Origin of the sequence: Streptococcus sp. k-378, from assembly GCF_013277505.1 — a bacterium.
Lineage (GTDB): Bacteria > Bacillota > Bacilli > Lactobacillales > Streptococcaceae > Streptococcus > Streptococcus pseudopneumoniae.
The window spans coordinates 21,304-27,303 of sequence record NZ_VMNC01000018.1 but is presented as its reverse complement, the minus strand read 5'-3'; the positions used below and the strand labels follow the sequence as shown (position 1 = coordinate 27,303).

Genomic DNA, 6,000 nt, shown 5'->3' with positions numbered 1-6,000 from the left:
ACCCCTATGCCTCTTGGGAGATTGAACCCTATTTCTCCAAACACCGCACCTATAAATGGCCGAAACGAGTACTTGTTAATGAGACTTTGTACGTCACTAAAACAGGTTGTCAATGGCGCATGCTCCCTCACGACTTTCCTCTTTACTTAACGGTATGGAGTTTCTTTCGTCGTTCTATGACGACAGGTTGGTTCCAGGTCAATGGCAGATGGTACTACGCGCTTATAGCTCAGGTGCCTTGGCAGTGAATACGACTGTAAATGGCTATTCTGTCAACTATAATGGCGAATGGGTTCAATAATGAAAGAAGCGATTGTGAATGGAAACAATCGCTTTTTTTGTGAAAATATAATAAAATAGATAGGAAAGAATTAATACTTGTATGAAAAATAAGACGTTTTTTCGTCTAGTAAAAGGAAAAAATGACAAAAAAAGTTGGTGTCGGTCAGGCACATAGTAAGATAATTTTAATAGGGGAACATGCGGTCGTTTACGGTTATCCTGCCATTTCCCTGCCTCTTTTGGAGGTGGAGGTGACCTGTAAGGTAGTTCCTGCAGAGAGTCCTTGGCGCCTTTATGAGGAGGATACCTTGTCCATGGCGGTTTATGCCTCACTGGAGTATTTGGATATCACAGAAGCCTGCATTCGTTGTGAGATTGACTCGGCTATCCCTGAGAAACGGGGGATGGGTTCGTCAGCGGCTATCAGCATAGCGGCCATTCGTGCGGTATTTGACTACTATCAGGCCGATCTGCCTCATGATGTACTAGAAATCTTGGTCAATCGAGCTGAAATGATTGCCCATATGAATCCTAGTGGTTTGGATGCTAAGACCTGTCTCAGTGACCAACCTATTCGCTTTATCAAGAACGTAGGATTTACAGAACTTGAGATGGATTTATCCGCCTATTTGGTGATTGCCGATACGGGTGTTTATGGTCATACTCGTGAAGCCATCCAAGTGGTTCAAAATAAGGGCAAGGATGCCCTACCATTTTTGCATGCCTTGGGAGAATTGACCCAGCAGGCAGAGGATGCGATTTCACAAAAAGATGCTGAAGAACTGGGACAAATCCTCAGTCAAGCGCATTTACATTTAAAAGAAATTGGGGTCAGTAGCCCTGAGGCAGACCATCTGGTTGAAACGGCTCTTAGCCATGGTGCTCTGGGTGCCAAGATGAGCGGTGGTGGGCTAGGAGGCTGTATTATAGCCTTGGCAGATAATTTGACACACGCACAAGAATTAGCAGAAAGATTAGAAGAGAAAGGAGCTGTTCAGACATGGATAGAGAGCCTGTAACAGTACGTTCCTACGCAAATATTGCTATTATCAAATATTGGGGAAAGAAAAAAGAAAAAGAGATAGTGCCTGCTACTAGCAGTATTTCTCTAACTTTGGAAAATATGTATACAGAGACGACCTTGTCGCCTTTACCAGCCAATGTAACAGCTGACGAATTTTACATCAATGGTCAGCTACAAAATGAGGTCGAGCATGCCAAGATGAGTAAGATTATTGACCGTTATCGTCCAGCTGGTGAGGGCTTTGTCCGTATCGATACTCAAAATAATATGCCTACGGCAGCGGGCCTGTCCTCAAGTTCTAGTGGTTTGTCCGCCCTGGTCAAGGCTTGTAATGCTTATTTCCAGCTTGGTTTGTCTCGGAGTCAGTTGGCACAGGAGGCTAAGTTTGCCTCAGGTTCTTCTTCTCGGAGTTTTTATGGACCACTAGGTGCCTGGGACAAGGATAGTGGGGGAATTTACCCCGTAGAGACAAACTTGAAACTAGCTATGATCATGTTGGTGCTAGAGGACAAGAAAAAACCAATCTCTAGCCGTGACGGGATGAAACTTTGTGTGGAGACTTCGACGACTTTTGACGACTGGGTTCGTCAGTCTGAGAAGGACTATCAGGATATGCTGATTTATCTCAAGGAAAATGACTTTGCCAAGATTGGAGAATTAACGGAGAAAAATGCTCTTGCTATGCACGCTACGACAAAAACAGCATCACCAGCCTTTTCTTATCTGACCGATTCATCTTATGAAGCGATGGACTTTGTTCGTCAACTTCGCGAGCAAGGAGAGGCCTGCTACTTTACTATGGATGCCGGTCCTAATGTCAAAGTTCTTTGTCAAGAGAAAGACTTGGAGCATTTATCAAAAATCTTCGGTCAACGTTACCGCTTGATTGTGTCAAAAACAACGGATTTGAGTTAAGATGATTGCTGTTAAAACTTGTGGAAAGCTCTATTGGGCAGGTGAATATGCTATTTTAGAGCCCGGACAGTTGGCCTTGATAAAGGCCATTCCCATCTATATGAAGGGCGATATTGCTTTTTCTGACAGCTACCGTATTTATTCAGATCTGTTTGATTTCGCAGTAGATTTGGCGCCAAATTCTGACTACAGCTTGATTCAAGAAACGATTGCTTTAGTGGAAGATTTCCTGACTTATCGAGGTCAAACTTTAAGACATTTTTCTCTAGAAATTCGAGGAAAAATGGAACGGGAAGGGAAAAAGTTTGGTCTAGGTTCTAGCGGTAGCGTCGTTGTTTTGGTCATCAAGGCTCTGCTAGCTCTGTATAAGCTTTCGGTTGATCAGGAGCTCTTGTTCAAGCTGGCTAGCGCTGTCTTGCTCAAGCGCGGAGACAATGGGTCTATGGGGGACCTTGCCTGTATTGTGGCAGAGGATTTGGTTCTTTACCAGTCATTTGATCGCCAGCAGGTAGCAGCTTGGTTGAAAGAAGAAAATTTGGCGACTGTTTTAGAGCGTGATTGGGACTTTTCAATTTCACAAGTGAAACCAACTTTAGAATGTGATTTCCTAGTGGGATGGACCAAGGAAGTGGCTGTATCTAGTGATATGGTTCAACAAATCAAGCAAAATATCAATCAGAATTTTTTAAGTTCCTCAAAAGAAACAGTGACTTCTCTGGTAGAAGCCTTGGAGCAGGGGAAATCCGAAAAAGTTATTGAGCAGGTGGAAACAGCCAGCAATCTCTTAGAAGGCTTGAGCGCAGATATTTATACGCCTTCGCTTAGACAGCTGAAAGAAGCCAGTCAAGATTTGCAAGCCGTTGCCAAAAGCAGTGGCGCTGGTGGTGGTGATTGTGGTATTGCCTTGAGTTTTGATGAGCAATCAACTGAAACCCTAAAAAACCGTTGGGTCGATCTGGGGATTGAGCTCTTATACCAAGAAAGGATAGGACATGACGACAAATCGTAAGGATGAGCACATCCGCTATGCCCTTGAGCAGAAAAGTTCCTATAATAGCTTTGATGAGGTGGAGCTGCTTCATTCTTCCTTGCCTCTTTACAATCTGGATGAAATCGATCTGTCGACAGAGTTTGCTGGTCGAAAGTGGGATTTTCCTTTTTATATCAATGCCATGACAGGTGGGAGTGAAAAAGGTAAAGAAATCAATCAAAAGTTGGCTCAAGTGGCAGAAGCCTGTGGTATTTTATTTGTAACGGGTTCTTATAGCGCAGCACTCAAAGATCCAGCAGATGACTCTTTTTCTGTCAAGTCTAGTCATCCCAATCTCCTCCTTGGAACCAATATTGGATTGGACAAGCCTGTCGAGTTAGGCCTTCAGACTGTAGAAGAGATGCATCCTCTTCTCCTGCAAGTGCATGTCAATGTCATGCAGGAATTGCTTATGCCTGAGGGAGAAAGGAAGTTCAGAAGCTGGCAATCGCATCTGGCAGACTATAGCCAGCAAATTCCTGTTCCTATTGTTCTCAAGGAAGTGGGCTTTGGAATGGATGCTAAGACCATCGAGAGAGCCTATGAACTGGGTGTTCGTACAGTGGATTTATCAGGTCGTGGTGGCACCAGCTTTGCCTATATCGAAAACCGTCGCAGTGGCCAGCGTGATTACCTCAATCAATGGGGACAGTCTACCGTGCAGGCCCTACTCAACGCCCAAGAATGGAAAGACAAGGTCGAACTCTTGGTTAGTGGAGGCGTTCGGAATCCGCTGGATATGATTAAGTGTTTGGTCTTTGGTGCCAAAGCTGTAGGACTGTCACGAACAGTTCTGGAATTGGTTGAAACCTATTCAGTTGAAGAAGTGATTGGTATTGTTCAAGGCTGGAAAGACGATCTGCGTTTGATTATGTGTGCTCTTAATTGTGCCACCATAGCAGATTTGCAAAAAGTAGACTATCTTCTTTATGGAAAATTAAAAGAAGCAAAGGATCAGATGAAAAAGGCGTGACCACCGCCTTTTTTCCATCCTCAGACTGAGGTGACTTTTTTGAAGTGTGATAAAATAGAAAGGAGAGGATCAACCTATGAGAAAATTTAAAATCTTTTTATTTATCGAAGCCTGTCTTTTGACGGGAGCTCTGATTTTGATGGTTTCAGAGCATTTTTCACGTTTTCTGCTGATTTTATTCCTCTTTTTGCTTTTGATTCGCTATTACACTGGTAAAGAGGGCAATAATCTTCTTTTAGTGGTGGCAAGCATTCTCTTCTTTTTCATCGTCATGCTCAATCCTTTTGTGATTCTAGCTATTTTTGTTGCGGTCATCTACAGCCTCTTTCTTCTTTATCCGATGATGAACCAGGAAAAAGAGCAGACCAATTTGATTTTTGAAGAGGTGGTAACGGTTAAGAAGGAGAAAAATCGTTGGTTTGGAAATCTTCATCATTTTTCAAGCTACCAGACTTGCCAGTTTGATGATATCAATCTCTTTCGTCTCATGGGTAGGGACACTATTCATCTGGAGAGGGTTATCCTAACCAATCATGACAATGTCATTATCCTCAGAAAGATGATAGGCACGACCAAAATCATCGTACCTGTAGATGTGGAAGTCAGTCTCAGCGTTAATTGTCTCTATGGGGATTTGACTTTTTTCAATCAGCCCAAGCGAGCCCTCCGCAATGAACACTATCATCAAGAAACGAAAGACTATCTCAAGAGTAACAAGAGTGTCAAGATTTTCTTGACCACTATGATTGGGGATGTGGAGGTGGTCAGAGGATGAAAAAACAAGCTTATGTAATCATTGCCATCACCTCTGTCCTCTTTGTCTTTTTTTTCTCCCACAGCTTGCTGGAAATCCTTGACTTTGACTGGTCTATTTTCTTGCACGATGTCGAAAAAACAGAAAAATTTATCTTTTTATTGTTGGTATTCAGCATGTCCATGACCTTTCTCTTATCCCTGTTTTGGAGAGGTGTGGAAGAGCTTTCTCTAAGAAAAATGCAGGCTAATCTCAAGCGTTTGTTGGCAGGGAAAGAAGTGGTTCAGGTTGTAGATCCAGATTTGGATGCTAGTTTTAAGTCCTTATCTGGCAAACTTAACCTCTTGACAGAAGCGCTTCAAAAGGCTGAAAATCACAGCCTTGCTCAGGAAGAGGAAATCATCGAGAAGGAACGAAAGCGGATTGCTCGGGATTTGCACGATACAGTCAGTCAGGAGTTGTTTGCGGCTCACATGATTTTATCAGGCGTCAGTCAGCAGGCTTTGAAATTGGATAGAGAAAAGATGCAGATCCAGTTGCAGAGTGTCACAGCTATTGTAGAAACTGCCCAGAAGGACTTGAGAGTCTTGCTCCTGCACTTGCGACCAATTGAACTGGAGCAGAAGAGCTTGATAGAAGGGATTCAAATTCTCCTAAAAGAGCTTGAGGACAAGAGTGATCTCAAGGTTAGTCTCAAGCAGAATATGACGAAATTGCCCAAGAAGATTGAGGAGCATATCTTCCGCATTTTGCAGGAGTTGATCAGCAATACCCTCCGCCATGCCCAGGCCTCTTGTTTGGATGTCTATCTCTATCAGACAGACTTTGAATTGCAGCTGAAGGTGGTGGACAATGGGATTGGTTTCCAGTTAGGGAACTTAGACGACTTGAGTTATGGACTGCGAAATATCAAAGAGAGGGTTGAAGATATGGCTGGAACAGTTCAACTCTTGACAGCTCCCAAGCAAGGACTGGCAGTTGATATCCGTATTCCCCTGTTAGATAAGGAATGATAAAGGAGT

The 6,000-nt window shown here is 43.3% G+C and carries 6 protein-coding genes and 1 pseudogene; all 7 read left to right on the top strand.

Features of this window, described 5'->3' with window-relative positions; translation table 11 throughout:
- The first annotated feature begins 20 nt into the window (after nt 1-20).
- The 7 genes and pseudogenes from HT719_RS11465 to HT719_RS02485 all read left to right on the top strand — a co-directional run bounded on the left by HT719_RS11465 (nt 21) and on the right by HT719_RS02485 (nt 5,991).
- Nucleotides 21-301 (top strand): annotated as a pseudogene (locus tag HT719_RS11465) (transposase).
- A 121-nt stretch (nt 302-422) separates the two neighbouring features.
- Nucleotides 423-1,301, top strand: coding sequence for a mevalonate kinase (gene mvk, locus HT719_RS02510; protein ID WP_000163312.1), 879 nt, complete (start codon nt 423-425; stop codon nt 1,299-1,301).
- A complete protein-coding gene (gene mvaD / locus HT719_RS02505) occupies nt 1,283-2,221 on the top strand; it encodes a diphosphomevalonate decarboxylase (protein WP_172928135.1) in 939 nt (312 codons plus the stop codon). Before mvk ends, mvaD begins: the two co-directional genes overlap by 19 nt.
- A 1-nt stretch (nt 2,222) precedes the next feature.
- Nucleotides 2,223-3,230, top strand: a complete 1,008-nt coding sequence (locus HT719_RS02500) for a phosphomevalonate kinase (protein ID WP_172928133.1) — start codon at nt 2,223-2,225, stop codon at nt 3,228-3,230.
- Nucleotides 3,214-4,224 (top strand): type 2 isopentenyl-diphosphate Delta-isomerase, encoded by a 1,011-nt coding sequence (gene fni, locus HT719_RS02495; RefSeq protein WP_000210663.1) that lies wholly within the window; start codon nt 3,214-3,216, stop codon nt 4,222-4,224. The genes HT719_RS02500 and fni overlap by 17 nt, the downstream gene beginning before the upstream one ends.
- Nucleotides 4,225-4,300: 76 nt before the next feature.
- Complete coding sequence (gene liaF, locus HT719_RS02490) at nt 4,301-4,999, top strand: cell wall-active antibiotics response protein LiaF (RefSeq protein ID WP_001224642.1); 699 nt, start codon at nt 4,301-4,303, stop codon at nt 4,997-4,999.
- Nucleotides 4,996-5,991 (top strand): sensor histidine kinase, encoded by a 996-nt coding sequence (locus HT719_RS02485; RefSeq protein ID WP_172928131.1) that lies wholly within the window; start codon nt 4,996-4,998, stop codon nt 5,989-5,991. The genes liaF and HT719_RS02485 overlap by 4 nt, the downstream gene beginning before the upstream one ends.
- The last annotated feature ends 9 nt before the right edge of the window (nt 5,992-6,000 follow it).

Excerpts from the sequence above, each read along its gene's own strand:
- HT719_RS02500 (WP_172928133.1), top strand. The coding sequence starts at position 2,223 with ATGATTGCTGTTAAAACTTGTGGAAAGCTCTATTGGGCAGGTGAATAT.
- fni (WP_000210663.1), top strand. The coding sequence starts at position 3,214 with ATGACGACAAATCGTAAGGATGAGCACATCCGCTATGCCCTTGAGCAG.
- mvk (WP_000163312.1), top strand. The coding sequence starts at position 423 with ATGACAAAAAAAGTTGGTGTCGGTCAGGCACATAGTAAGATAATTTTA.
- mvaD (WP_172928135.1), top strand. The coding sequence starts at position 1,283 with ATGGATAGAGAGCCTGTAACAGTACGTTCCTACGCAAATATTGCTATT.
- liaF (WP_001224642.1), top strand. The coding sequence starts at position 4,301 with ATGAGAAAATTTAAAATCTTTTTATTTATCGAAGCCTGTCTTTTGACG.
- HT719_RS02485 (WP_172928131.1), top strand. The coding sequence starts at position 4,996 with ATGAAAAAACAAGCTTATGTAATCATTGCCATCACCTCTGTCCTCTTT.